At 66.6% G+C, this 26254-nt stretch carries 17 protein-coding genes; 6 read left to right on the plus strand and 11 right to left on the minus strand.

Features of this window, described 5'->3' with window-relative positions:
* From ICJ04_RS13235 to ICJ04_RS13245, 3 genes are all read right to left on the minus strand, one after another.
* Positions 1-960: an SPFH domain-containing protein gene (locus tag ICJ04_RS13235; RefSeq protein WP_188324687.1), complete on the minus strand. Its 960-nt coding sequence runs from the start codon at positions 958-960 to the stop codon at positions 1-3.
* A 207-nt stretch (positions 961-1167) separates the two neighbouring features.
* Entirely contained in the window at positions 1168-1911 is a 744-nt protein-coding gene (locus tag ICJ04_RS13240; protein WP_188324688.1) for a FadR/GntR family transcriptional regulator, read from the minus strand.
* 104 nt (positions 1912-2015) lie between these two features.
* Complete coding sequence (locus ICJ04_RS13245; protein WP_223203075.1) at positions 2016-4814, minus strand: TonB-dependent receptor; 2799 nt, start codon at positions 4812-4814, stop codon at positions 2016-2018.
* A 437-nt stretch (positions 4815-5251) separates the two neighbouring features.
* Between ICJ04_RS13245 and ICJ04_RS13250 the strand changes: the two genes are divergently transcribed.
* The 5 genes from ICJ04_RS13250 (at position 5252) to ICJ04_RS13270 (ending at position 12157) form a co-directional block, all read left to right on the plus strand.
* A complete protein-coding gene (locus ICJ04_RS13250) occupies positions 5252-6586 on the plus strand; it encodes a polysaccharide lyase 6 family protein (RefSeq protein ID WP_223202889.1) in 1335 nt (444 codons plus the stop codon).
* The gene (locus ICJ04_RS13255; protein WP_188324690.1) at positions 6583-8826 is read left to right on the plus strand and encodes an oligoalginate lyase; all 2244 of its coding nucleotides are present in this window, start codon (positions 6583-6585) and stop codon (positions 8824-8826) included. Before ICJ04_RS13250 ends, ICJ04_RS13255 begins: the two co-directional genes overlap by 4 nt.
* Positions 8823-10145, plus strand: a complete 1323-nt coding sequence (locus ICJ04_RS13260) for an MFS transporter (RefSeq protein ID WP_188324691.1) — start codon at positions 8823-8825, stop codon at positions 10143-10145. Before ICJ04_RS13255 ends, ICJ04_RS13260 begins: the two co-directional genes overlap by 4 nt.
* Positions 10146-10212: 67 nt before the next feature.
* On the plus strand, positions 10213-10965 hold the full coding sequence (locus ICJ04_RS13265; RefSeq protein ID WP_188324692.1) for a glucose 1-dehydrogenase: 753 nt from the start codon (positions 10213-10215) through the stop codon (positions 10963-10965).
* Between the two features lie 13 nt (positions 10966-10978).
* The gene (locus ICJ04_RS13270) at positions 10979-12157 is read left to right on the plus strand and encodes a GDSL-type esterase/lipase family protein (protein WP_188324693.1); all 1179 of its coding nucleotides are present in this window, start codon (positions 10979-10981) and stop codon (positions 12155-12157) included.
* 39 nt (positions 12158-12196) lie between these two features.
* Here the strand turns inward: ICJ04_RS13270 and ICJ04_RS13275 are convergent, their stop codons facing one another.
* The 4 genes from ICJ04_RS13275 to nudE are packed head-to-tail and all read right to left on the minus strand — an operon-like array spanning position 12197 to position 14757.
* Positions 12197-12523, minus strand: a complete 327-nt coding sequence (locus ICJ04_RS13275) for a YnfA family protein (RefSeq protein WP_188324694.1) — start codon at positions 12521-12523, stop codon at positions 12197-12199.
* Positions 12520-13341 (minus strand): nucleoside triphosphate pyrophosphohydrolase, encoded by an 822-nt coding sequence (gene mazG, locus ICJ04_RS13280; RefSeq protein ID WP_188324695.1) that lies wholly within the window; start codon positions 13339-13341, stop codon positions 12520-12522. The genes ICJ04_RS13275 and mazG overlap by 4 nt, the downstream gene beginning before the upstream one ends.
* Positions 13338-14165 (minus strand): 3'(2'),5'-bisphosphate nucleotidase CysQ, encoded by an 828-nt coding sequence (cysQ, locus tag ICJ04_RS13285; RefSeq protein WP_188324696.1) that lies wholly within the window; start codon positions 14163-14165, stop codon positions 13338-13340. Before cysQ ends, mazG begins: the two co-directional genes overlap by 4 nt.
* Before the next feature lie 43 nt (positions 14166-14208).
* On the minus strand, positions 14209-14757 hold the full coding sequence (gene nudE / locus ICJ04_RS13290; protein WP_188324697.1) for an ADP compounds hydrolase NudE: 549 nt from the start codon (positions 14755-14757) through the stop codon (positions 14209-14211).
* Positions 14758-14920: 163 nt separating this feature from the next.
* Between nudE and ICJ04_RS13295 the strand changes: the two genes are divergently transcribed.
* Entirely contained in the window at positions 14921-15658 is a 738-nt protein-coding gene (locus ICJ04_RS13295; RefSeq protein ID WP_188324698.1) for a 16S rRNA (uracil(1498)-N(3))-methyltransferase, read from the plus strand.
* Positions 15659-15832: 174 nt separating this feature from the next.
* On the opposite strand, the gene ICJ04_RS13300 is transcribed toward ICJ04_RS13295, so the two are convergent.
* From ICJ04_RS13300 to ICJ04_RS13315, 4 genes are all read right to left on the minus strand, one after another.
* Positions 15833-16294, minus strand: coding sequence for a chemotaxis protein CheW (locus ICJ04_RS13300; RefSeq protein WP_188324699.1), 462 nt, complete (start codon positions 16292-16294; stop codon positions 15833-15835).
* Positions 16291-17595, minus strand: coding sequence for a chemotaxis protein CheB (locus tag ICJ04_RS13305; RefSeq protein ID WP_188324700.1), 1305 nt, complete (start codon positions 17593-17595; stop codon positions 16291-16293). Before ICJ04_RS13305 ends, ICJ04_RS13300 begins: the two co-directional genes overlap by 4 nt.
* Positions 17582-24061 carry an Hpt domain-containing protein gene (locus ICJ04_RS13310; RefSeq protein ID WP_188324701.1) on the minus strand — a complete coding sequence of 2160 codons (6480 nt, stop codon included), beginning with the start codon at positions 24059-24061 and terminating at the stop codon, positions 17582-17584. The genes ICJ04_RS13305 and ICJ04_RS13310 overlap by 14 nt, the downstream gene beginning before the upstream one ends.
* Before the next feature lie 112 nt (positions 24062-24173).
* On the minus strand, positions 24174-26210 hold the full coding sequence (locus ICJ04_RS13315) for a methyl-accepting chemotaxis protein (RefSeq protein WP_188324702.1): 2037 nt from the start codon (positions 26208-26210) through the stop codon (positions 24174-24176).
* Between the last annotated feature and the right edge of the window lie 44 nt (positions 26211-26254).

Genomic DNA, 26254 nt, shown 5'->3' on the forward strand with positions numbered 1-26254 from the left:
TCAGTCTCCAAAGCGCGGCGGGACCGCGCGGGCAGGCTTGTCGTCTTGTTTGGCGAAAGCATGCTTGGCCAGTTCGGCAACGCCGGCGATCGAGCCGATCACGCCACTGGCCTCCATCGGCATCAGCACCAGCTTCTGGTTCGGCGAGGTCGCCAGGGCCTTGAACGCTTCTACATACTTCTGTGCGATGAAATAATTGATTGCCTGCACGTCCCCTTCGGCGATCGCCACCGACACCATCTGGGTGGCCTTGGCTTCGGCCTCTGCCAGGCGCTCGCGTGCCTCTGCATCGCGGAATGCGGCCTCACGGCGGCCCTCGGCCTCCAGCACGGTCGCCTGCTTTTCACCGTCGGCACGCAGGATCTCGGACTGGCGTGCGCCTTCGGCTTCGAGAATCTGCGCGCGCTTTTCGCGTTCGGCCTTCATCTGCCGCGCCATCGCGTCCAGCAGATCGCGCGGTGGCTGGATGTCGCGGATCTCGATCCGGTTGACCTTCAGGCCCCACGGATTGGTCGCCTGATCGACGACGCTCAGCAGCTGCGCATTGATCACCTCGCGCTGGCTCAGGGATTCGTCCAGGTCCATCGAGCCGATCACGGTGCGGATGTTGGTCTGTACCAGGGCGATCATCGCCACTTCCAGGTTGGAAACCTCGTAGGCTGCCTTGGCCGCGTCCAGCACCTGGAAGAACACCACGCCGTCCACGCGCACCGCGGCGTTGTCCTTGGTGATCACTTCCTGGCTGGGCACGTCCAGCACCTGCTCCATCATGTTCACCTTGCGCCCTACCCCGTACACGATCGGGATCAGGAAATGCAGGCCGGGCGACATCGTATGGGTGTAGCGGCCGAAACGCTCCACCGTCCATTCAAAGCCCTGCGGCACCATGCGCACTGCCTTGAACAGCACGATCACGGCCACGATCGCCAGTACCACCGTAAAGAACATCGTCGGGAACATCGCGCTTCCTCTTCCATGAAAACCGACCTGCAGCATACCCCGCGGGGTGGGTTTGCCGCGCTGGCGGGCGTTTTCGTCTGGGTCTCGCGGCGGCGGGAGAGGCTGCACGGGACACGCCGCAAGTACGTCCTTGTAGGCTACTGTTCGGCTCCTGCCTCACAGTGTCCCGTGCAGCCTCTCCCGCCGCCGCGCCGCCATGTACAGACTCTAGATGCGCGTCGTGGCCATGAAGCGTTCGCGGTCCTGCGCGGTGCGTCGGCGGATCTCGGCCAGCGCCTGGTTCTCGGTCGCCTCCAGCATCGCTTCGAACAGGCGCTGGAAGTGGTAGCGCATCGCATTGCGCGCTGCAGCAGGATCGCGCGACGCCAGCGCCTCGAAGATCGCCATGTGCTCGTCGGCACGGCTGGCGCCGTCGTCGTGGCAGACACGGGCATACACCTCTGCCACGCGCGGCATGTCGCTGCGCATGCGCCAGATCTGCTGCACGAAATACTCCACCACCGGATTGCCGGACAGGCGGGCGATGGTCAGATGGAAGCGGCGGTCGAAATCACCCGCCTCGGCATCGGTCAGGTCGCGACGGCAGAGCGCCTCGGCCAGCACCCGCAGTTCGGCGATGTCGGCGTCTTCCAGGTTGCCGGCCGCCAGCGCGGCGGCCTCGGCCTCGAACACCGCACGCGCCGCGGTCAGGTCGAATGCGCTGACATCCGGAAAGCCACCCAGGCCATCCAGTGGCCGCGGTTTCACATACACGCCCGAGCCGATGCGGATCGCGATCCAGCCCTGAGCTTCCAGGGCGATCTCCGCTTCACGCACGGTGACCCGGCTGACGCCGAAGCGTTCGGCCAGTTCGCGTTCGCCGGGCAGCCGTGTGCCGGGCGGGAACTCTCCGTCCTCGATCAACGTGCGGAGTTTGGCGGCGATGGTCTGGTACAGGCGGTTGGCGGACATGGGCTGACCCTTGGTGGTTCCCTCCGGCACCGTCCCGGGCCACCGCGCGCGGGGCTGGTCCGGTTGGAGCAACGGCGCGACCCTGAAGGCCGCGCCGTCTCGATTTAGAACTTGTATCGTACACCGAAAAACGCACGTCGCCCGTAGCTCACGACCTCGCGGAAGTTGCCAAAGGACGGTTGGTACGCCACGCGCGGTTCGTTGGTGAGGTTCATCAGTTCCAGTGACAGCGACAGGTTGCGGCTGACCCGGTAACGCGCGCGCAGGTCCACGCTGGTGTTGTCGTCGTAGTAGCGATTCTGCTGTGCGGTGTTGCCGGTGAAATCCTGGTAGTAGCTTGAGCGGAACTTGGCGATCGCCTGGATGTTGAACGGGCCCACGTCCCAGTACAGCGAACCGGACAGCACGTGCCGCGAGAACCCGCTCAAGCCGGCCGTCGGCACGATCGCCGGGATGACGCTGCCATCGCTGGCCAACTGCTCGCCCAGACGCGAATCCTGCGTCTCGTAATCCGAATCGGCGTAGTTGTAGCTCACCTTGAAGCCCAGGCCGTCAAACGGCTTCGGCAGGTACGAGAAGCGGTGTGTCGCACTGAGCTCCATACCGGTCAGCGTGCTGTCTTCGTCGGTGGTGACCTGCTGGCGCACCGGCACGGTCACCGTCTGGCCATCGATGGTGTAGGTCTCATCCACCAGCGAGGTCGCGGTTCCGCCATTGAACTGCTTCCAGTACACGGCGGCGGCCAGCAGCGTATCCGGGTTCGGGTACCACTCCAGCGACAGATCGCCGTTCCAGCTCATCAGCGGCTGCGCGGCGGGGTTGCCGCTGGCACTGATGTCGTCCAGTGCATCGGCCAGGTTGCCGAAGGTCGCATCGCTGTTGACGTTGATCGTGCGGCCCGCACCCAGCGCGGAAATGTCCGGGCGCGACATCGCGCGGTAGCCGGCGACACGCAGCAGCAGGTCCTCACGCAGCGCGAATGACGCATTGGCGCTGGGCAGCAGCTTGTCGTTGCCGGCCTTGAACGTCTGCGTGCTGAACTCGCCGGTCGGCTGCAGGCGGATCGTGCCGTCGCCGTTGTCACGCACGGTCAGGCCGGTGCGTACGCCTTCGGAGCGCACGTCGGTCTTGACCCAGCGCGCGCCGACGTTGCCGGTGACGGGCAGGCCGAACCACTCACTGCTGAACTCACCGAGCAGATACAGCGAGCGCGTCTTCTCGGTGATGTCGACGTTGTTCGGGTCCGGCCGATCCGGATCGAGCAGGTTGTCGGTAGTACCGCGGAAGGACTGGTACAGGCACATCGGATCGAAGTACGCCCACTCGGAGATCGTGTTGCCGCTGGCGGCATCCATGAAATCCTTCTGCGGGAACGCCGCGCGGCAGCTGGTGTTGGCCGCGATGATGGCGGCCTTGTCGCCCGCCACGCGCTGGTCGTAATCGGTGATCAGCGTATTGTCACGCAAGGTGTAATCCGCCTGGCTGGCGCGCAGCCCTGCCTTGATGCGGGTGAAGAATCCTTCCTCCGGCATGAAGCTGGCATCGAAGCGGCCGGCGCGGATCTGATGGTCGTTCTCGGTCTGGCTGGAGGTGACGCGGGCGGCGCCGGTGTAGGCGTCCCAATTGCTCGCATCGAACGCCGGATCCAGTGCCACGCTGGGCACCTCGCCCTGCCAGGCCCAGTCGTAGTTCACATAGCCGGTGGTCCCGCTGCTGATGCCCGGCACGATCGCATTGGCGGTATCGCGCTGGTTGGCCCGCAGGCGGGTGGCACGCTCGTCGTCCACGCGCTGGGTGTGCGAATAGGATAGGTCGGTGGACAGCTCCCAGGCCGGGCTCGGCCGCACGATCAGGTTGATTCCGCCGCCGGTGTATTCCTCGTTGCGCGTGTAGCGGTTGGAGGTCGAATCGATGGAGGTACTGCCGGACAGCTGGCGCAGCACGCCGTCTTCGTCGACCACCCGGTTGACGATGCCACGCCGCGCATTCGACAGGCTCAGGTCGCTGCGGTTTTCATACCAGTTGCGGTCCGTGTGCTCGACATCGACGTTGACCTCGACAACGTCGTTGGGGCGCCATTGCACCGCAGCGAACTCGCTCTGCCGGTCGTTGCGTTCCTGCTTCAGGCGATAGATGCGGCTGCTGGGCACCAGGTAGAACGGCGTGCCGGCCGCGATGGCCGCTGCACCCGGCTCGGTGCAGTTCGCGTTGGCCACATTGACCCGGCCATCGCAGGCATACCAGGTGGATCCGCTGGTGATGCTCTCTTCCGGATCCGACCCGTCCAGGCGCTGCACGCCCAGCGATACCCCCAGCTTTCCGCCGTTCTTGAATTCGAACTGGTCGATGTAGCTGGCGGTGCCGCGATAGCCGATGCCGTCGTCGTCGCGATACTTCTTGTCGTACTCCGCCCAGCTGCCACGCAGGTCCAACTGTATCGCTTGCTTGCCGTACTCCAGCGGCTTGACCGTTTCCAGGCCGATGGTGCCGGCCACACCGCCTTCGATGATGTCGGCCCGCTGGGTCTTGTAGATCGCGACCGTGTTGATCAGCTCGGCGGGGAACATGTTGAAGTTCACCGAACGATCGCCGCTGCCGTTGGTGATCTCGCGCCCGTTGAAGTTGGTGCTGCTGAGGAACGCGCCCAAGCCACGGATCGAGATTTCCGATGCACCGGTCTTGTCGCGGGTAGACGCTGCACCGGTCAGCGTTTCGATGGCGTCCGCCAGCGACGGGGCCGGCAGGTCGCCGATATCTTCGGCCGACAACACGTCGGAGATGACCGTGTCGTCGCGCTTCTTGTTGATCGAGCTCTGCATCGACTCGCGGATGCCGGTCACCTGGACCTGGTCCAGGTTGGTCGCGGTGCCGCCTGCCGGCGGCGGGTCGGTCTGCTGCGCCATTGCCGGGCCGCTGGCGCAGAGCGCAGCCATCAGGGCAAGGGACAGGGCATTTCGGTGGAACGGTGCTGCAGGCATTTCGATACGACGCATGGTGTCCTCCTCCCAAAGGATGTCCCGCACTGCGGGCATGGGGCGCACTTTCGACATGCGGACACACAAATGTCAACCAATTGGACTGATTCTTTCGTCTTACCTTTGCTATAGGCCAATTCAGCAAGAAATCTTGTGCTGTTGCAGCATGACTTGCCGACAAACATGCCCTACAACTGCATCCCACTGGTCTAGTAAACCGGCTTACAATCCGTCCTGCGTCAGTGCCATCGTCCGGAGGAGACACCATGAAGTTTCCATCACAATCCCTGTCTTTAGCACTGCTGTTGGTCACGGGTGCTTCGTGGAGCGGGGCCGCTCACGCGGCGAGCCACCTGGTGCACGACGTGAGCGAGTTCAACACCGTGGCGGCCGCTCTCCAGCCCGGTGACGAAGTGGTTCTGGCCAATGGCACGTGGACCGATGCACGGCTGCTGCTGAAGGCGAGCGGCACCGCGGCGGCGCCGATCACCCTGCGCGCGCAGACGCCCGGCCAGGTGATCCTCAGCGGTCAATCGGACCTGCGGCTGGCGGGTGAGTACCTGCACGTGGCGGATCTGGTGTTCCGCGATGGCTTTTCGCCCAGCGAGGCGGTGGTGGCCTTCCGTGAATCGAGCAAGGCGGTCGCCCGCCACAGCCGGGTCAGCGGTGTGGTGATAGACGATTACAGCAACCCGGACAGCAGCGACCAGGATCAGTGGGTGATGCTCTACGGCGCGTTCAACCGGCTCGACCACAGCCAGCTGCGCGGCAAGACCAACGCCGGCCCCACCGTGGTGGTGGTGCGCGATGCAGCGCAGGGGCTGGACAACCAGCACCGCATCGACCACAACTGGTTCGGCCCGCGCCCGGCGCTGGGCGTCAACGGCGGCGAAACCCTGCGCGTGGGCACCAGTGACAGCTCGCTCAGCGATTCCAACAGCACCGTCGAGTACAACTGGTTCGAGGGCTGCGACGGCGAGACCGAGATCATTTCCAACAAGTCCGGCGGCAACGTTTACCGCGGCAATGTGTTCTATCGCTCGGCCGGCGCATTGACGTTGCGTCATGGCAACGGCAACCAGGTCATCGACAACATCTTCCTCGGTGATGGCAAGTCCGGCACCGGCGGCGTGCGGGTGATCAATGCGCAGCAGCAGGTCAGCAACAATTACTTCCAGGGGTTGGCCGGCAGCAGCAACCGCGCAGCGCTGGCGGTGATGCATGGCCAGGCCGCGCCGGCGTTGTCCGGCTACGCGCCGGTGGTCAATGCGACGATCGAGCGCAACACCTTCGTCGATGTGTCCAAGGTGAGTTTCGGCGTCGGCTACAACGCGGCGACCGGCATCGTCGTGCCCGCCAGCAACAGCCGCTTCCGCAACAACCTGCTGGTCAACCGCACTGGCGCGGATCCGGTCACGGTGAACGGCAGCATGGCCGGCGTCGCCTCCACCGGCAACCTGCAGTCGCCGCTCGCGTCCCCCGCCCTGCCCGGCGGCGTGGACAGCGTCGCGGCAACCCTCGTACAGGCGTCGAACGGACTGTGGGTGCCCTCGCCGGCCCTCCCATCGGCCGGCGCCTCTGCCACCCTGAGCGTGACATCCCGCGATGCCACCGGCGTGGCCTGGTATCCCAAACAAGGGGAATGGACGGATGCGGCCGCTGTCGGCCACCGCCTGCCCACCAATGGAGCTGATCGATGAAGCACACGTACCTCTCGCTTGCCCTCGCATTGGCCACGGCCAGCGGCGCCGTGGCCGTGCTGCCCGCGCCCGCCTATGCGGCGACGGCGGCGTCCACGCCGGCCGAAACCGCGGTGGCGCCGGTGCTGGTCACCGCCAGCCAATGGAAGCAGATGGCCAGCGAGGGCGCCCGTTATCCCTCCTTCGCCAAGGAGCAGGCACGCAACGAGGCGATGCTGCGGCGGATGATGAAGGCCGGCATCGACGTCCCCTTTCCCAAGGACAAGGGCGGCGGGCGCACGCATGAGCAGCACAAGCGCAACTACCAGGCGCTGCTGGCCGCCGGCACGCTGTACCGCTTGACCGGCGACACCGCCTACGTCGATTACGCCCGGCGCATGCTGCTGGAATACGCCGCGCTGTACCCCACCCTGGGTCCGCATCCGGAAGGACGCGGGCAGATCCCGGGCCGGGTGTTCTGGCAGGTGCTCAATGACTCGGTGTGGCTGGTCAACGCCGTGCAGGGCTACGACGCGATCCGCGACGCGCTGCCCGCCAAGGACCGTCAGACCATCGATGACCGCGTGTTCCGGCCGATGGCCGAGTTCCTTGCCAGCGAGCCGAAGAACTTCGACCAGATCCACAATCACTCCACCTGGGCGGTGGCGGCCACCGGCATGACCGGCTACGTGCTGCGCGACCAGGACCTGGTGGAGAAATCGCTGCGCGGCAGCCGCAAGGATGACGAATTCGGGTTCCTGCGCCAGGTCGACCTGCTGTTCTCGCCCGACGGTTACTACGAAGAAGGCCCCTACTACCAGCGCTATGCCCTGGCGCCATTCCTGTTGTTCGCCAATGCCATCGAGCGCAACGAGCCGCAGCGGAAGATCTTCGAGCGCCGCGACGGCGTGCTGCTGAAGGCCGTCGATGTGCTCGTGCAGAGCAGCTACGGCGGCCTGTTTTTCCCGATCAACGACGCCATCCTCGACAAGGGCGTGGATACGGAAGAACTGGTGGCGGGCATCGGCATCGCATACGCGCGCAGCGGTGACGACCAGTTGCTTTCAGTGGCCCAGCACCAGGACCGCCTGCTGTTGACCCCGGAGGGCCTGCAGGTCGCCCAGGCGCTGGCCGCCGGCAAGGCCAAACCCTTCGACTACCGCCCGATGCTGCTGCGCGATGGCCCGGACGGTGATCGCGGCGGGTTGGCGATTCTGCGCATGGGCGACGAAGACGGCCAGGTACTGGTACAGAAAGACACCATGCAGGGCATGGGCCATGGTCACTTCGACAAGCTCAACTGGCTGTTCTATGACAACGGGCAGCGCGTGGTGACGGACTACGGTTCAGCGCGCTTCCTCAACGTGGAAGCCAAGCGCGGCGGCATCTACCTGGCCGAAAACCGCAGCTGGGCCAAACAGACCATCGCCCACAACACGCTGGTGGTGGATGAAAAGAGCCACTTCAACGGCGACTGGAAGCGGGGCGAAGTGCATGCGCCGACCGTGCGTTTCTTCCAGGCCGATAAAGATACCCAGGTTGCCTCGGCCACGATGCGCGATGCGTACCCCGGCGTGACGTTCACCCGCACCCAGGCGTTGCTGCGCCATCCGGACCTGGCCCTGCCGGTCGTGCTGGAGCTGATGCAGGTGAAGGGTGAGAAGGCGTCCCGCTTCGACCTGCCCCTGCACTTCAACGGCCACATCGTCAGCACCGGGTTCGAAGCCGAACGGTTCGTCGAGCAGCGTCCCGTGCTGGGCGCGGAAAACGGCTACCAGCATCTGTGGGTGGACGCGCGCAGCGCGCCCGGCACTGAACAGCGCAGCCTGGCCTGGCTGCTGGATGGACGCTTCTACACCTACCGTTTCGGCAGCACCGCGCCATCGCGGGCGCTGCTGGTGGAAAGCGGTGCGAACGATCCCGAGTTCAACCTGCGCCGCGAACCGGCGCTGGTGCAGCGCGTGGAAGGCCAGCGCGAAGTGAGCTTCTTCAGCGTGCTGGAACCGCACGGTGAATACAACGGCACGGCCGAGTACGTGCACGGGGCCGACAGCCAGATCACTGTGCTGGTGCGCGTGCGCGGCAAGGACGCCGAACTGCTGCAGCTGACGCTGGCCAGCGGCGCGCGCATCGCACTGGGCGTTGCCGATGACAGCAGTACCGATAGCGAACACAGCGTGGTGGTGGATGGCCATACCTACACGTGGCGCGGCAGCCACGCGCGCATGGACCAGGCCGCCGGCAAGCGGAGCGGCCGATGAACGTGTCTTCTGCCGGCGCGCAGTTGCGCAAGGTGCCGGTCCGCTCGGCAGTGCGGTGGCTGATCGTGGGCCTGATCGCGGTCGCGACGGTCATCAACTACATCGACCGCAATGCGTTGGCGGTGATGTGGCCGGAGATCGCCCGCGAGGTCGGGGCGACCAAGGATGACTACGCGCTGCTGGTGACGGTGTTCATGCTGTTCTACGCCGCTGGCCAGTTCCTGTTCGGCCGGCTGTTCGACCTGATCGGCACGCGCATGGGGTTCGCACTGTCCATCAGCGTGTGGTCGATATCGATCGCCCTGCATGCGGTCACCCATTCCATCCTGTCGTTCAGTCTGGTGCGGGCGATGCTGGGCGTCAGCGAAGCCGGCGCCTGGCCGGGTGCGGTCAAGGCCAACGCGGAGTGGTTCCCGGCACGCGAGCGTGCGCTGGCACAGGGCGTCTTCAACGCCGGCGCCTCCATCGGCGCGATCGTGTCTGCGCCCGCCATTGCCGGCCTGTACCTGTGGCTGGGCTGGCGCGGGACGTTCGTGGTGATCGGTGCGATGGGCTTCCTGTGGCTGCTGCCATGGCTGTTCGTGTACCGCGCAGGGCCGGACAAACACCCGTGGGTCAGTGATGCCGAGCGTCGCCTGATCATGGAAGACCAGGCCGGCGCCGCCGATCCCGCCGCACCGCGCCGCAGCGTGCGTGAGCTGCTGGCGCACCGGCAGAGCTGGGGCATGCTCGCCTGCCGCTTCCTGCTGGACCCGATCTGGTGGCTGTTCGTGTCCTGGCTGCCGATCTACCTGGCAGAAACCTTCGGCTTCGACATCAAGCAGATCGGCCTGTTCGCATGGGTGCCCTTCGTCGGTGCGATGCTCGGCAGCCTGACCGGCGGCTGGCTGTCCGGCCGGCTGATCCGCGCCGGGCACAGCGTGGACCGCGCCCGCAAATGGTCGATCACCCTCGGCTGCATCATCATGGCGCCTGCCCTGCTGGGCGCGGTGATGGCCGCCGGCCCGTTGGCCGCGGTGCTGACCATCGCCGCCGTGCTGTTCGGCTTCCAGGTCGCCATCGGCAATATCCAGACCCTGCCGGGCGATCTGTTCGGTGGGCGCTCGGTGGGCACGCTGGCCGGCCTGGGTGGCCTGGCCGCCGTTGCCGGCACCTTGATCACCACGTGGCTGGTGCCGGTGCTGACCCGCGAGTCCTATGCCCCGATGTTCATGCTCGTCGCCGCCCTCGTGCCGCTGTCGCTGGTCGCGCTGTGGTGGCTCACCGGCACGATCCGTCGCCTCGATGCACCCACGCCGACGCCTGCGCCGCAGCGCTGAGCGCACGCCTACGTTCCCCGCCCCTTTTTTCTCTCACACACCCCACGTAACAAAGGAGTTCCAACGCATGTCATTCCAGGACAAGGTGGCCATCGTCACCGGTGGCGGCCGCGATATCGGTCGCGCCATTTCGATCAAACTCGCCGCCGCCGGCGCCCGCGTCTGCTTCAACTACGCCAACGACGAAGCCAGCGCACGCGAGACACTGGCGCAGATCGAAGCCGCCGGTGGCCAGGCCATCCTGCATCGTGCCGACGTGACCGATCCGGCCGCCGTCGCCGGGCTGGTGGCTGCCGCGCAGGCCGCGTTCGGTCCCCGCATCGACCTGCTGATCAACGTGGCCGGTGGCATGGTCGAGCGTCGCCCGCTGGCCGACATCGATCCGGCGTTCTTCCACAAGGTGATCGACCTCAACCTGACCTCGACCTACCTCACCACCCATGCCGTAGTGCCGCACATGGGCGAAGGCGCGGCAATCGTCAACTTCGCGTCGCAGGCCGGTCGCGATGGCGGTGGCCCCGGTGCATCCATCTATGCAACCGCCAAGGCAGGCGTGATGACCTTCACCCGCGCCATGGCCAAGGAGCTGGGCCCGAAGGGCATCCGGGTCAACGCGCTGTGCTGCGGCATGATCGCCACGCGGTTCCATGACGAGTTCACCAAGCCGGAAGTGCGCACCGCCGTAGCCGCCGGTACGCCGCTGCGGCGCCAGGGTCGTCCGCAGGAAGCAGCCGACGTGGCCGTGTACCTGGCTTCGGACGAGGCCGCCTTCATCACCGGCGCGAACATCGACGTCAACGGCGGCACGTTCTTCTCCTGACCGGAGTTTCACCATGCTGCGCTGGATCACCGCTCTTTCCCTTGCCGTTGGTTCCGCGCTGTCCGCATCGGCTGCCCCCGCGCAGCCGGTGTGGGTCACCGCCTGGACCGCATCACCCGCGCCGGACCGCCTGGACGGCACGCCGCAGGCCCCCGTGCAGTTCGCTGCACAGACCGTCCGCCAGGACATCCGGCTGGGCAGCCGCGCCGATGCGCTGCGGCTGCGCATCAGCAATGAACTGGGCACGTCCCCACTGCGGGTCGAAGACATGACCGTACGCGGTTCCTCCGGCCGCCCGCTGCCCGTGCAGGTGGACGGACGCAGGGTCATCGACGTACCGGTAGGGGCTGCGTTGCTGACTGATCCGCTGCCACTGAAGGCCGCGGCGCTGGATGAGATCCAGGTCACCGCCTTTTTCCCACAGGCGACGCGCCCCGCCGTGCGCCGTACCACCGTGCGGGTGGCCGAGGGCCGACAGCCGCGCGTGGCCGACAGCGTGGCCGTGTCCTATCGCCAGAATGTGATTTCGGCGGTGCTGGTACAGCGCGCGGATCGACCATCGGTCATCGTGGCGCTGGGTGATTCCATCACCGAAGGCGCCACCGCAGCACGCGGCTCGTACAACCAGTGGCCCGAGCGCCTGGCCGTGCGCTTGCAGCAGGCCTGCCCGGACCGCTTCGTCGTGCTCAACCAAGGCATCAGCGGCAACAAGCTGCTGGACCACGGGCGCAGCCACAGCGCGCTGTCCCGGCTGGACCGCGATGTGATCGCCGTGGCCGATGCCGATCAGATGATCCTCTTCGAAGGCATCAACGATATCCGTCATGGCGGCGGCCCCACACCTCTGCCCGGCCGCACGGCCGACGACATGCTGCTGGGTTATCGACAGATCGCCACGCGCCTGCACCAGCACGGCGCGCGCGCGTTCATCGGCACGCTGACGCCCTTCGGGGGCTCCGAGCGCTATGAACCGCTATCGGCCGCGACCCGGACCACGATCAATGCATGGGCGCGCGGCGATGACAGCGGCTTTGACGGCGTAGTGGACTTCGATGCGGCGCTGCGCGACCCGGCCACGCCGGAATCCCTGCCTGCTGGCATCACCCGCGATCACCTGCATCCCAACGACGAAGGCTATGCGCGCATGGCCGATGCCATCGACCTGACGATGCTGGGCTGTCAGGCACGTTGAGCACCGATGCGTGGCCTGCACGGGTGGGGCGGGCTTTGACTACGCCCCGCTGCGTGGAGCGAACATGATCACGGCCATGCCGGCCAAGCACAGCGACACGCCCAGCACGTCCCACCGACCGGGACGAATGCCGTCGACCAGCCAAAGCCAGAGCAGCGCCGTGCCCACATACACGCCACCGTAGGCCGCATAGATGCGCCCACTGGCATCGGGATGCAGGGTCAGCAGCCAGGCGAACAATGCCAGGCTGGCCGCGGCCGGCAGCAGCAGCCACGCGCTGCCATCACGACGCAGCCACAGCCACGGCAGGTAACAGCCGATGATCTCGGCCAGCGCCGTGATCAGGAACAGCCCAAAGGTCTTCACGATGCGGCTTCGTCCGCCTTCGCGCGTTGCCAGAGTGCTTCCTGCGCCTGCAGGTCCAGGTCCGCCATGCGCTCGCCCGCAGCGTCGGCGTAGCCTTCCATCGCCCGGAATCGACGTTCGAACTTGTGGTTCGCACCGCGCAGTGCACTGCCCACGTCGACATCGGCCTGCCGGGCCAGTTTCGCGCAGACGAACAGCAGGTCGCCCAGCTCTTCCTGCAGCCGCGCCTTGTTGCCGGCGATGTCACCCCGCTCGAACTCCGCGCGCAGCTCCTGCAGTTCCTCCGCCGCCTTGTCCAGCACCGGCAGGGGACCGGACCAGTCGAATCCCACCTTGGCGGCGCGCGACTGCAGCTTCAGTGCGCGCTGCCATTCCGGCAGCCCACGCGAGATACCTGCCAGCGCCGAGCGATCCGTTTCGCCCTTGGCCGCACGCTCTTCCCGCTTGATGGCGTCCCAGTTGCGCAGCACATGGGCGGCATCGTCCACGCTGGCATCGGCGAAGATATGCGGATGGCGGCGGACCATCTTTTCATTGATGGAGCGGGCAACGTCGGCAAAGGCGAACGCGCCCTGCTCTTCCGCCATCCGGGCATGGAACACGACCTGCAGCAGCAGGTCCCCAAGCTCGTCACACAGATCATCCAGGTCACCGCGATCAATCGCATCGGCGACTTCGTACGCCTCTTCGATGGTGTACGGGGCGATGGTGGAAAAGTCCTGTTCAAGATCCCACGGACAGCCACCGTCCGGATCGCGCAGGCGCGCCATGATCGCCAGCAGGCGGCCCAGTTCGGTTGCTGCGTCGGTCGCGCTCATTCGGTATTCCCGTTGCTGTCGTCGAGCCAACCGCGCCAGGGCAACGCAGGATCACCCAGTGCCATGAAGTCACCGTTGAGCAGGCTCTCGCGGCGGTTGTAGCGGAATGGTTTACCGGTGCTCGCCGACAGCACGGCGCCGCCGGCGGCATGCAGGACACACTGGCCCGCGGCGGTGTCCCATTCACTGGTCGGTCCCAACCGCGGATAGACATCCAGATCGCCCTCGGCGATCCGGCAGAACTTCAGCGAAGACCCTTGTGCCACGGTCTCGATGTCGCCCATCCGCTGCAGCAGCGCCTCGGTGCGCGCGGACCGGTGTGAACGACTGGCGGCAACGCGCAGCGGGGCATGGGCGGGCGCGCGCGTGCGCAGCACCGTGTCATGCACGCCCTGCCGTCGATACGCCTGCTCACCCCGCATCGCGTGCCACACCAGGCCGGTTACCGGTGCCAGTACCACCCCGAAGGTCGGTGCCCCCTGGTAGACCAGCGCGATGTTCACACTGAACTCGCCATTGCGCTTGATGAACTCACGGGTGCCGTCCAAGGGGTCGACCAGCCAGTACGCGCCCCAGTGGCGTCGCGTCTCCCAGTCGGCGGCCACGGACTCTTCCGACAGCACGGGCAGGTCCGGCGTCAGCCGCAGCAGCCCACTGACGATGCGGTCGTTGGCCGCCAGGTCCGCCGTGGTTACCGGGCTGTCGTCATCCTTCAGGCTGACGTCGAACCCGGTGGCATACACCTGCATGATGGCCGCCGCCGCATCCTGGGCGATGGCGATGACGGTTTCGCGCAGGTCGGTCGTAATGCGTACGTGGGTCACGGCAGCAGGCGCCCGCGACACCGTGGCGCGGCGGCATGCCGGCTCATGGGCGACCCTGCAGCCACTGCCGCGCGATGAACAGCGCCGCCAGCGAACGGCCTTCTGAGAAATCTTCGCGCAGCATCAGCTGATCGAGTTCGGCAAGCTTCCACGGCACGACTTCCAGCTCTTCGGGTTCATCGCCCTGCAGTTTCTCCGGATAAAGATCGCGTGCCACGACGAGCCATGACTGATGGCTCATGTACGTAGGGGCCAGCGTCATCGCACGCAGTACGTCCACGCGCCGCGCGCCATAACCGGCTTCTTCCTTCAGCTCGCGATCGGCCGCCTGTTCCGGCGTCTCGCCGGCGTCGATCCGTCCCTTCACCAGGCCCAGTTCGTAGCGGTGCATGCCCGCGGCGTACTCCCGCACCAGCAGCACGGTGTCCTCGTCCAGCATCGGCACCACCACGACGGCGCCGTGGCCACGGCTGACCAGGCGCTCGAATCGCCGCTGTTCGCCATTGGAGAACTCCAGGTCCAGATGCTGGCGCTGGAAGGGGCCGTTTTCCTCGTCGGTGATCCGATGGATGATGGGCAGGCGACGGCTCATGCGGAATGCCCCGCGCGGGCCGATAGAATGGACGAAGGCAGCAACATGTTCATGAGCTCACGATGCTAGCAGAGACGCAGCCCTCCCCGCAGGGCAACCCGTTCGAAAACCCGTTGTTCCATGACCGCGGTGCGCGGCCTGCGCGCCGCAAGGAGACCTGTGCATGCGTGTGACCCGCTGCCCGGTGCCGCTTGCACTGCAGGCGGGCCAGACACTTTCACTGCCTGAAGAGACCGCCAACCACCTGGTGCGCGTACTGCGCCTGCGCGAGGGCGATGGCTGCGTGCTCTTCAATGGGGATGGCCACGATTACCACGCCACCCTGGTCACGGTGGGCAAGCGCGATGCGCAGGTACGGATCGACCGGGCCAGCCGACTGGACAACGAATCCCCCCTGCCCCTCACCCTGCTGCAGGGCGTAGCGCGTGGCGAGAAGATGGATCTGATCCTGCAGAAGGCAACGGAACTGGGGGTGGCGGCCGTGATCCCGGTCAATGCCGAACGGACCGAGGTCAAACTGGATGGCGCGCGCGCAGAAAAGCGGGTCGCGCACTGGAACAGCGTGGTGCAATCGGCGTGCGGCCAGTCCGGGCGCGCGCGGATTCCGCAGGTTGGCGCTCCGTTGTCGTTGGCGGCCGCCGTCGCGACGCTGCCCGAAGACACGCTGCGGCTGACCCTGGATCCCCTGGGCAGTCATCGCCTGTCCACCCTGCACGCGGCCCCGCCCGGCGGCATCGTCGTAGCCATCGGCCCGGAAGGCGGCTGGTCGCCACGTGACCGCGATCTGCTCGCCACGGCCGGCTTCCAGGGGCTGCAGCTGGGTCCTCGCATCCTGCGCACGGAAACGGCAGGCCTCGCGGCGATCGCCGCGCTGCAGGCACGCCTGGGTGACCTCGGCTGACGGGTAGCGCCGAGCCACGCTCGGCGAGCGCGAAGCGCGGGCAGTTCCGGCCTGACCGGTCACGGACACCATCCGCCGAGCGTGGCTCGGCGCTACGGATATCTCACGGTGACGCGGTGCCCTCTTCTGACGGTTGCGCCGAGCCACGCTCGGCGAGCGCGAAGCGCAGGCAGGTCAGTGCAGTGAATCCAGCGCCCTTTCCAGCGCATCCAGGTTCGGCAGCAGTGCGCTCTGCTCGCCCAGCAGCACGCGCATGTGCACGCTGTCGGGCAGGTTCTCTTCCGACGCGTCTGCCAGCAGACCGTCACGCGGCACCGAGATCAACTGCGGAAAGCCCTGCGTCAGCACCGCGTAATACGGCCGCTCTGCGTTGCCAGCCAGCGATTTCAACACCACCACCTTGTTGTTGCTGCCCACGCTTTCTTCGCCCAGGCCGGACAAGCGGGCAAAGGACACCAGCGGTATGTCCCAGCCGTGCCAGGCCAGCCGACCCAGCAGCCAGTGCGGGCCGTCCGCCGTCGGCTCGACCTGCACCTTGGCCATCATTTCAGCGACGGTCGCATTCGGCAGCAGCACGCGCTCGGGTCCGGACTGGATGAGGACACCGCGGATTTCATCATTATTGGCATGGCTCACGACGGCTCTCCTTGCTCAGGCAGTTCCCAGCGCGCACTGATTGCCTGCGCCAGCTCCTGGGGTTCGCCGGCGAACATGCCGGCAGCGACCACCGCGGTTGCGGCAGCCGGGTCATAGCATCCCTCACCGACCTGACCGCCGACCCACGCACCGGCTTCGGCGAGGGTGAGCGCCGGGTCGACCTGGGACAGATCGGCACCGCTGAGCAGGATCACCGCACTGTGCGCGGGCGGCAACGCGGCCAGGTCCAGACCCTGCGCGCTGCCGAGGAAATACAACCCGCCATCCCGCAGGGCGGCGGCCGTATCATCGGACAGGATGTACACCTGCCCCTCGACGACGTCGGCACCGATTTCAGCCAGCTCGACCGGCAGCGGAGAGACGCGTGCCATCTGCTTCACCAGATTGCCGTAGCGCGCGCCATCCAGCGGCATGCGGACCAGCAGGGGCACGTCGAGGCGGGCTGGCAGCGCGGCCAGCAGGCGACGCAGCGCATCGGGGCCGCCAATACCGGCCAGTACCACCACCGCGCCCTTGGCACCGCGACGTGGGCCGGCCGCTTCGTCCATCTCGACCAGTGACAGTCGATCCGAATCAAACGCCGGCAGGGGCGGCGGTCCCGCGTCCACGCGTGCGGCGGGGGCAAAGGATGCCTCGTCGTCCAGCAACGACCAGCTTCCGTGATCGAGCGGCACCGACGGCAGCACGGGGCTGCTGATGGCGGCCGGCTCGTGGCGATCGGTTGTCTGCTCGACGTCCCGCTCGGTCACCTGCGATGGCTGCCAAGGGCCCGGGGGCTCGTACAGACTGTCGCCCGCCAGCAGGTCGGCCGCGTCGACGGCTTCATCCACATGGAACGCCAGCGGCGCGTTGGCATGCAACTGCTCGGGGGTGTCCGGCAGGCCAGGTTCCGGCACGAGCTCTTCTTCAACTTCCGCACCCGGTGGCAGCACCTGGCGGTGGCCATGCAGCTTGGCTGCCAGATGGCGTGCCCAGCGCTGGGTTTCCCACCCTTCCCGGCGTGCCGCCAGTTCGGCCTCGTCGAACACCAGGGTGAAATCAGGCGAAGACAGCACCGCATCGAGGCGTTCCAATGCGTCCTCCACGGCAGGCTCCAACGCGATCACCACCGCCTGCGGCGCAACCGCAAGCAGCGCGGCCGGGTCCAGCACGTTGGGATCCTCTTCCAGCACCAGCGCTACATCGGCCTGCGCGAGTGCTTCACGCAGGCGGTCGCGCGCGGCGCCCTCCCTGGCCAGCAGTGCAACGGCCGGCGGCGGCATTACGTCATTCACGGACACGGGCGATCCCCAGCAGGTCGTACACGTTACGCATCAGGTCAAGCTCTTGGTAGGGCTTGCCCAGGTAACGCTGCACGCCGATTTCGAAGGCGCGCTGGCGATGCTTTTCGCCACTGCGCGAAGTGATCATCACAATGGGCACGTCGCGATAGCGCGGGTCGGCACGCATGGCCGTAGCCAGTTCATAACCATCCATGCGCGGCATCTCGATATCCAGCAGCATCAGGTCGGGCACACGTTCTTCCAGCCGCTCCAGCGCCTCCACGCCGTCGCGGGCGACGCTGACATCGAAGTTGTGGCGTTCCAGGATGCGCCCGGTGACCTTGCGCATGGTGAGTGAATCGTCCACCACCATCACCAGCGGCACCTGCCGCTGCAGTTCCTGTTCGGCAACCAGCAGCGGACGCTGCGGGTTGCCGACGAAGCGGCGCACCAGCGGGGCCACGTCCAGGATCACCACCACGCGGCCATCGCCGGTGATGGTGGCGCCGTAGATTCCCGGAACCGACGCAATCTGCAGGCCGACCGGCTTGACCACGATTTCGCGGTTGCCGAGCACCTGGTCGATCGCCACCGCCGCGCGCAGGTCGCCTGCGCGGACCAGCAGCAGCGGCACCTGGGCCTGGCCCTCGGCACGCGCCGGCGCCTGGCCGATCAGGCTGCCGAGATCGTGCAGCGTGTACTCCTCGCCACTGTAGCGGTAGGTGCTGTCGCCCGCTTCGAAGCGTTCGCGTGAGATGCGACCGATACCGCTGACCGATGCCACCGGCACGGCGTAGGTGGTCTCGCCGATCTGCACCAGCACCGCCTGGGTCACCGCCAGCGTCTGCGGCAGGCGCAACGTGAAGCGCGCGCCCTGGCCACGGACCGAGTGGATTTCCACGCTGCCACCCAACTGGCGCACTTCGTTGCGCACCACGTCCATGCCTACGCCGCGTCCGGACAACTGGCTCAACTGGTCGGCGGTGCTGAAGCCGGCGGCGAAGATCAGGTTGTCCAACTCGTTGTCCGCCAGCACCGCCTCGGCCTGGATAAGCCCGCGTTCCAACGCACGACGACGGATCGCCTCGCGGTCCAGCCCGGCGCCATCATCCGACACGTCGAGCACGATTTCCGAGCCTTCGCGGTGCAGACGCAGGGTGATCTCACCCTCTTCCTGCTTGCCGGCGGCGCGGCGCTGCTCGGCCGTTTCCAGACCGTGCGCCACCGAGTTGCGCAGCATGTGTTCCAGCGGCGCCACCATCCGGTCAAGCACGTTGCGATCGAGTTCGCCATGCGTGCCTTCCAGGGTGAGGTGGACCTGCTTGCCGGTATCAACCCCTGCCTGGCGAACCACCCGGCGCAGACGCGGCACCAGGCCATCGAAGGGCACCATGCGTGCGCGCATCAAGCCATCCTGCAGCTCCGAACTGACGCGCGACTGCTGCTGCAGCAAGGTGTCGTACTGCCGCGACAGGTCGTCCAGCACACCCTGCAGCCCGCCCAGATCGGCCGCCGATTCGTTCAGTGCACGGCTCAGCTGCTGCAGCGTGGAGAAGCGGTCGAGTTCCAGCGGATCGAACGTGTGGTCTGCCTGCTCCTGCTCACGCTGGTAGCGCGCCACGATCTGCGCTTCGGTCTCCAGATCAAGACGACGCAACTGATCACGCAGTCGGGCATTGGTACGTTCAAGCTCGCCCATGGCGCCGCGGAAGGCACCAAGCTGCTGTTCCAGCCGCGAGCGGTAGATCGCCACTTCACCGGCGTGGTTGACGAGCCGATCAAGCAGGTCGGCGCGCACGCGCACCTGCTCCTGCTGCGGTCGTGCGCCACCCTCTTCTTCGCCACCGCCATCCAGCGGCAGGGGTGCTGACAACGGCAGGCTGGCGATGAGGTCAGCGGCGGTCGGCTGCGCAGGTGCGACAGCCGGCTCAGGGGCCGAGCCATCGAGAACGACCTGGCCACGCGTACGTGCGTCGAAGGCGGCCACCAGGTCATCGGCAGCGTCCACGCCGCGATGTGCACCGGTGCGGGTCAGCATCTGGTGCAGGCGATCGAAGCCGCGCTCCAGCAACTGCACATCGGCGTGTCCGATGCTGGTGCGCCCGGCTGCGACAGCCTCCAGCAGCGACTCGATGCCATGCCCCAGATCACCGATGGCGTTGATGCCCGCCATACGTGCACCGCCCTTCAGCGTGTGCAGATCACGTTGCAGGCCAGCCAACGCGTCGCGGTCCTCCGGTTCGGCGCGCAGGTCGCTGATCAGGCCATCGCAATGATCCAGCAGATCCTTGCCTTCTTCGACGAAGATATCGACCAGTTCGCGGTCCAGCACGTTGAAGTCCAGCGCATCGGCAGCCGCCACCTCGTCGTCCTGCCCCGTCTGTTCGTCCGCCACGTCCTCGCCTGCAGGCGCGACGGTCGGGGGCTCCATCTCGAAGTAGGGCTGACGGTCAGCGGAGACCGCTTCTGCTTCTGCTTCTGCTTCTGCTTCTGCTTCTGCTTCGGCTTCGGCTTCGGCTTCTGCTTCTGCTTCTGCTTCTGCTTCTGCTTCTGCTTCGGCTTCGGCTTCGGCTTCTGCTTCGGGCTGCTCGTCTTCCGCCTGTTCGGCGAATGCGGTGGTCTCCAGCGAAGACACGTCGTGGCCTTCTATCGAGAGCAGCGGACTGTCCTCCTCGTCCTCGGCGCCCTCCTCGATGATGTGCAGACCTTCGTCCAGCGCTTCCTGCAGGGCCACGGCATCGCCAAAGGTCGGCGCGGCAGGCAGTTCGTCTTCGGCGTCTTCCTCAGCGTCAGCCGGCGCCTGCTCGGCGTCGGTGATGTCCGCTGCAGCGACTTCGTGCACATCCGGGCCCGCACTGGACGGCAGTGCAGCGTGCGCGGCATCGTCCAGATAGAGCGACAGGTCTTCGGCGCCGGTCAGCTGCACGTCTACGTCTGTTGCACTGACCGGCTCGGCCACGTCTTCGAGCGATTCGACAGCGTCGACAGACGCGGCGTCGGCCGCATCCCGCAGTGGCGCATCGTCCACGTTGGATGCTGCTTCGAAGAAGCGCGACAGATCGGTGGCACCGGTCAATTCGATCGGCGGATCCACGACGGGAGCAGAGAGGTCGACCGGCACAGCGTCCTGCCCGACTGCCTCGTCTGGCGTCCACTCCGCGGCTTCGTCACCGTCGATCAACCGCAGCTCGCCCTCCTCGACCATGGATTCGGCCAGGGCCTCGAGGTCCGCATCGCCGTCCGTCGGGTCGGTCGGCGCCAGGCCAGCGTCGGCCTCGACCTCGACCGGTCCGTCCACCTGCGTATCGGCAGTGTCGGCATGCTGCCACGGCGCGACAGGTGCTTCCTCCTCCCCAGTGGCTTCGACAACCTCAACATGCCCGTCCACGTCGGCAAGGTCGTCGGTGTCCTCGAACCCATCGGCGACGGGCCAGCGGGCTTCCGGCAGCGTCGCGGCCAAGGCCTGCAGACGCTCGGCAAGCGCGTGCTGCAGCGGCACCCGGGGGGCGTCGGCCTGCAGGGCACGCATGGTGACGTCCACTGCCTGCGCGGTGGCCGCCAGTGCATCCACCGCATCCGCGGTAGGCACTTCGCCAGCGGCCAGGGCGCGCTTGATGTAAGTTTCGGCTGCACCGGTGACCGTGGTGATTTCCGGCACATCGGTCATCGCAAATGCACCATTCATGGTGTGCACTGCGCGCAGCAAGGGATCGTTGACCGGCTGCGGTTCGCTACCAGAGGCTTCCAGCCAGCCGTGCAACGTGGCCATGTGCGCTTCCACCTCGGCCTCGAGGATTTCGCGCAGCACGCTGTCGATGCTGGCAGGCGTTCCGTCCAATTCCACGGCGACCGGGATCTCGGCGCCGTCAGCGGCGGGTGTGACCGCGTCGTCGGCAGATACCCCGACAGAGGCTTCTTCCACCCTGTCCACCGAGCGGGCAGGCAGCGGCACATGGAAGGTCTCCTCGCCGGCCGCCACGCGATCCGCGATGGACTGCAGCGCCTGCAGGTCCGCGGTGATGAGGTGACCGCCACGCAGCGCTGCGTTGAGTTCCGGCAGCACGCCGAAGGCCTGCTCGACCACCGCCACCACGGCCGGCGATGCCGGCCGCGTGCCGTCCAGCACGCGGTTGAGCATGCCTTCGATCTTCCACGCGAACTCACCCAGGGTGCGGGCACCGACCAGTCGGCCGCTGCCCTTCAGCGTGTGGAACACGCGGCGGATCGGCCGCAGCCGGTCCATGTTGTCGGGTTGGGCGCGCCATGCCGGCAGCAGATTGCCCAGGTTTTCAAGTTCCTCGTCGAACTCTTCGAGGAAGACATCACGGATGTCCTGATCGATATTCTCGGCGTTCTCGTCGAAACCGCCCTGCAGCCCCGTGATGACCGGTGCCGCGGGTACCTCGTCCACCACCGGCACGGCCGGCGATCCGAACGCGGGATTGAAGGCCGCCGCTTCAGCCGCGAGCTCGGCAAGAAAGCGCGCATCCGCCTCGGCGAAGTCGCTGGCACTGGCACTGGTAGCGTCGTCGTCGGCGGCGCCAATGGACGGCGGATCGGCGTCCGGCACGTTGTCCATCGCAAGGCCATCGGCGTTGAACGTGATGACATCCGCTTCCACGGCATCCAGCGACAGCACGTCATCGGCGCGACTGAGCTCGCCGTCGTCGAAGCGGAAGCTCACCGGAACCGCAAACGCATCGTCTGCATCGCCTTCGGCCAGCACCGGATCGAACACGCCGCCCTCGAAGCTGATCAGCGTGTCGTCGGCTGCGCCGGCGGGTACGGAAACGGCATGTTCAAGATCTGCAGCCGCCATGTCGAGTGAACCATCCACCTGCGGGGTCGGTTCGATGGACCAGGCGGACGGATCCGGCGCATCTTCGGCCGATACCGGGTCGAAGCTGGCGAAGGTCGGTGTAGGGTCCGACTTCTGCTCGACCTGGAAGCTGCCGAGCTCCCACGCGGGGACCTCGGGCGGCGCGGCGGTTGTGGCGGCGAACAGCAGCGTCGGTTCGGACGACGGCGCGTGGATGTCGTCTTCTGCGATGTCCTGATCACGCGCGGTGGGCGGTGCGTCGAACACGAGATCCGGCAACGGCGGAGGCCCCTGCGGCGACACGGCCGCCAACGGGCGCGTGTCGAATTCCGGCACGTCCAACGGCGGCGGCAGGATGGACTCGCGTTCTACCGGCTGCACCGGCTCGCTGGCTACGGCCTCGGCCGCGATGGCATCGGCCACCGGCAGCGGCCAGTAACGCAGGCTTTCCAGGCTGCTGCGGGTGATGTCCAGAATGTTCTCGCGCCCCGGACGGCGGTCGCGCAGCGCTTCAAGGTAGTACTCCAGGCTGGCCATCGCATCGGCCAGCGTGTCCAGCTGGCGACCGCTGGGCACACGCTGGCGCTCCACCAGCTCTGCCTTGATGTACAGCTGCACGCCCTTCAGGTAATCCGCCGGCACCTGCAGGTCCAGCATGCGCAGCGCGCCGCCGACCTCGCCCAGCAGGCGTGGCACGTCCTGCAGTTCGGCGTGGTTCCAGTTTGTCTCGATGAAGGCGACGAAGTGCTCGCGGGCCACGGTGAAATTGGCGATGGCTTCGTGGGCCAGAACCTCCAGCGTGCGGCGGGTCTCTGCGGCGGACGGATCGTCCTCGCCGGTTCCCGCTGCGCCCAGATGGGCGACCTGGTCATCCAGCGACGCATCGACGTAAAGCAGCGCACCGGCGACATCGAGCAGCATGCCCTCATCGATCGCCTGATTGCCTTCCACCACCGCGCTCAGCGCGTCACGCTGCTGCACCACCACGTTGCGTGCCACATCCAGGCCCATCATGGCCAGCGTGTCACCCACCGCCGTCAGCTCACGTACCTGCTGGTGCAGCTGTTCGGGCTGCCCGCCCGTGCGCAGGTGCAGGTCAAGGGCATCCTTGATGCGCAGCAGTTCTTCCTTCACCGCGCTGCCGACCGTATCCAGCAGTTCACGGTTGCGTCCGCTCAGGCTGCCCCGTGCGTGGTCCAGTTCGGCTTCGCTGGCACTGACGCTGTCGGGCGCGAAGGCCAGCAGCACGCTTTCGTTGATGCCGGCCACGCCGCGCGCGGCTCGGATCTCATTGAGCAGCGGCAGCAGCACGATGGGGATATCGCGATGGCCATTCTGCAGGCGCTCCAGATAGTCGGGAAGCAGCACGCTGCCACGCATCAGCGTCGCGCAGGATTCATCACGCTCGGCCACCTCGCCGGTGCCGATCGCCAGCGCGAGCTGCTCCAGCTCTTCGGCCACCATCGCCGGGGCGTACAGCTCCACCATCCGCAGGGTGCCCTGCACCTGGTGCAGGTAGCCGGCGCACAGGCGCATGCGGCTGCCATCGGCGGGGGCCTCGACGAAGTACTCGACCTCATTGCGCACCTGGCGCAGGGTCTCGTCCAGCTCAGGTTTCACCCAGCCGAGGGCGGCGTGGCTCATTGCGTCACGCAGGCTGCTCATGGGCGGGCTCCGGTCGCCAGTACGACGCTGCACACGCGGGCAGGACGTTCAATGTGGCGGATGTCATGTCGATGCTTCATCAGGTGATCCTTGCTTCTCCGCGCCACACCGCTTACGCGGGCAGCTTGAAGTCGGCGACCGAGCGGCGAAGGTCGGCGGCCAGCTGTGCCAGGTGGCCGATCGATTCGGCGGTCTGCCCCGCACCCTGCGATGTCTGGCCGGTGATCTGCCGGATCACACCCATGGTCTGGGTGATGTCCGATGCAGCCGACGACTGCTGCTGGGCGGCCACGGAGATGTTCTTGATCAGGTTGTTCAGCGCATTGGACACGCGCTCGATCTCGGTCAGTGCAGTACCGGCGTCTTCCGCCAGGCGGGCACCGGACACCACTTCGGCCGTGGTCTGCTCCATCGAGGTAACCGCTTCGTTGGTATCGGCCTGAATGGCCTGTACCAGGCCCTCGATCCGACGCGTCGCACCGGACGTACGTTCTGCCAGGCGCTGCACTTCGTCGGCCACCACGGCAAAGCCACGGCCGGCCTCGCCTGCCGAAGCCGCCTGCACCGCGGCGTTCAGTGCCAGGATGTTGGTCTGCTCGGAAATGTCGTTGATGAGTTCCACGATCGAGCCGATCTCCTGCGAGGACTCGCCCAGGCGCTTGATGCGCTTCGACGTTTCCTGGATCTGGTCACGGATCTGGTCCATGCCCTGGATCGTCTCGCGCACCACGCCGGCACCCTCGGCGGCGATCACCACCGAACGCTGTGCCACTTCGGCCGATTCAGACGAGTTGCGCGACACCTGTTCGATGCTTGCTGCGATTTCGCCGATGCGGTCCGACGCGTTGGTGATCTGGTTGGCCTGGTGGCCTGCCGCCTCGGCCAGCTGCATCGCCGTGGCCTGCGTTTCCTGGGTGGACAGCGCGACCTTGGCCGAGGTGTCGTTGATGGTGGTCACCAGATGGCGCAGTTCGTCCACGGCATAGTTGATGGCGTCGGCGATGGCGCCGGTCATGTCTTCGGTGACCGATGCCTTCACCGTCAGATCGCCTTCACCAAGCGAACTGATTTCATCCAGCAGCCGCATGATGGCCTGCTGGTTGCGGCTGTTGAATTCCACCTGGGTCTGGTAGCGCAGCTCCTGCTCGCGCGAGCGGCCGCGCACCGAGGTGCTGACGAAGCCGATGATCGCGATCAGCGACAGGACACCGGAGACCACGCCGATCCAGAAATTGGGGAACAGGCGGGTATCGCTGACCGAGCCGAACGAGGAGAACGCATTGAAGAGCGTCTTGCTGTCGGCCAGCATGTCCGCCGAGCCGGTGGCCAAGCTGGCGGATGCGGCCTGCGCGGCAAACAGCTGGCGCGAACTGGCCAGGATGGCATCGGCGTCGGTCTTCATCGCCGACCACTGCTGCTGCGACTGCTCCAGCGCAGCCAACGCGGCCGCACCGCGCACCGCAACGATGCCAAGTTCGTCATTGCCGTTGCGCAATGCATCCATCACCTGGCTGAAGACCGTGATATCGCGGGCCAGCGCATCACCGGCCGCCGATGCCGATGAGCCCCCGGCCCGGATTTCGGTGATGCGACGGGCCATCGAGCCGGCCACGACGACCTGCTGCAATGCACTGTAGATCTGCGAGGAGGGGGCGCCGGCGGCGCTCATCGCGCGGACGACTTCGTTGAGCTGTGCCTGCAGGCCGGGGATCGCGCCGCTGAAGTTGTTCGCGTTGCCCGCCAACGTCAGCACCGCCGACTCACTGGCGATCAGCTGCGTCGCACTCTTGCCCAGCGGCTGCCACGTCGCGGCCAGCTTGCTGATCGGCGACGACACGCCCGGCTCATTGCCGTAACGGCCCTGCAGCGTCGACATGTTCTCGTCGATCGCGGTGCGCGTGGCCTTGAACGCGGTGAACGCCTGCGCATTGCCGGCGACCGCATCACGGCCCTGGTTGGCCAACTGCTGGGACAGCACCTGCAGATCGGCTGCCTTGGTGCTGGCGTCGGCCAGACGGCTGCCCTGCCAGGTCGCCACACCGGTGTTCAGGCCGAACAGCGCCATCGCCACCAGCAACAGGATCAACCACGCGTTGGTGCCACCGAGGCGCAGCTTGCTGGCCTTGTTGGAATCCGAAGTAGTACTCATCGTTCGACCTCGATGTTCAATGCAATGCAGAGACGACGTGCCGG

Source organism: Stenotrophomonas sp. 169 (genome assembly GCF_014621775.1).
In the GTDB taxonomy this organism is placed as follows: Bacteria; Pseudomonadota; Gammaproteobacteria; order Xanthomonadales; family Xanthomonadaceae; genus Stenotrophomonas.

Excerpts from the sequence above, each read along its gene's own strand:
- ICJ04_RS13235 (WP_188324687.1), bottom strand. The coding sequence starts at position 960 with ATGTTCCCGACGATGTTCTTTACGGTGGTACTGGCGATCGTGGCCGTG.
- ICJ04_RS13240 (WP_188324688.1), bottom strand. The coding sequence starts at position 1,911 with ATGTCCGCCAACCGCCTGTACCAGACCATCGCCGCCAAACTCCGCACG.
- ICJ04_RS13245 (WP_223203075.1), bottom strand. The coding sequence starts at position 4,814 with ATGGCGCAGCAGACCGACCCGCCGCCGGCAGGCGGCACCGCGACCAAC.
- ICJ04_RS13255 (WP_188324690.1), top strand. The coding sequence starts at position 6,583 with ATGAAGCACACGTACCTCTCGCTTGCCCTCGCATTGGCCACGGCCAGC.
- ICJ04_RS13260 (WP_188324691.1), top strand. The coding sequence starts at position 8,823 with ATGAACGTGTCTTCTGCCGGCGCGCAGTTGCGCAAGGTGCCGGTCCGC.
- ICJ04_RS13265 (WP_188324692.1), top strand. The coding sequence starts at position 10,213 with ATGTCATTCCAGGACAAGGTGGCCATCGTCACCGGTGGCGGCCGCGAT.
- ICJ04_RS13270 (WP_188324693.1), top strand. The coding sequence starts at position 10,979 with ATGCTGCGCTGGATCACCGCTCTTTCCCTTGCCGTTGGTTCCGCGCTG.
- mazG (WP_188324695.1), bottom strand. The coding sequence starts at position 13,341 with ATGAGCGCGACCGACGCAGCAACCGAACTGGGCCGCCTGCTGGCGATC.
- nudE (WP_188324697.1), bottom strand. The coding sequence starts at position 14,757 with ATGAGCCGTCGCCTGCCCATCATCCATCGGATCACCGACGAGGAAAAC.
- ICJ04_RS13295 (WP_188324698.1), top strand. The coding sequence starts at position 14,921 with ATGCGTGTGACCCGCTGCCCGGTGCCGCTTGCACTGCAGGCGGGCCAG.
- ICJ04_RS13310 (WP_188324701.1), bottom strand. The coding sequence starts at position 24,061 with ATGAGCAGCCTGCGTGACGCAATGAGCCACGCCGCCCTCGGCTGGGTG.
- ICJ04_RS13315 (WP_188324702.1), bottom strand. The coding sequence starts at position 26,210 with ATGAGTACTACTTCGGATTCCAACAAGGCCAGCAAGCTGCGCCTCGGT.